The organism is Alkalihalophilus lindianensis (assembly GCF_032843265.1).
Classification (GTDB): Bacteria; Bacillota; Bacilli; order Bacillales; family Bacillaceae_D; genus Alkalihalophilus; species Alkalihalophilus lindianensis.
On sequence record NZ_JAWJBA010001042.1, the window covers coordinates 1 to 235 of the forward strand.

1 protein-coding gene is annotated in these 235 nt (G+C 64.7%); it reads left to right on the top strand.

Annotation, left to right across the window (positions count from 1 at the left end; translation table 11 throughout):
* On the top strand, window positions 1–235 hold a 235-nt coding region (locus RYX56_RS25290; RefSeq protein WP_317124508.1), incomplete at both ends, for a hypothetical protein.

Sequence of the window (235 nt, forward strand, 5' to 3'; positions counted from 1 at the left end):
GCTGACCTGCGAAACCCGCTACGGCCTCTGCGCCAAGTGCTACGGCCGCGACTTGGGCCGCGGTGGTTTGATCAACCTCGGCGAAGCCGTGGGTGTGATCGCTGCCCAGTCCATTGGTGAACCCGGCACGCAGCTGACCATGCGTACCTTCCACATCGGTGGTGCCGCTTCGCGTGCTGCCATCGCTTCGAGCGTGGAAGCCAAGTCCAACGGCGTGATCGGCTTCAACGCCACG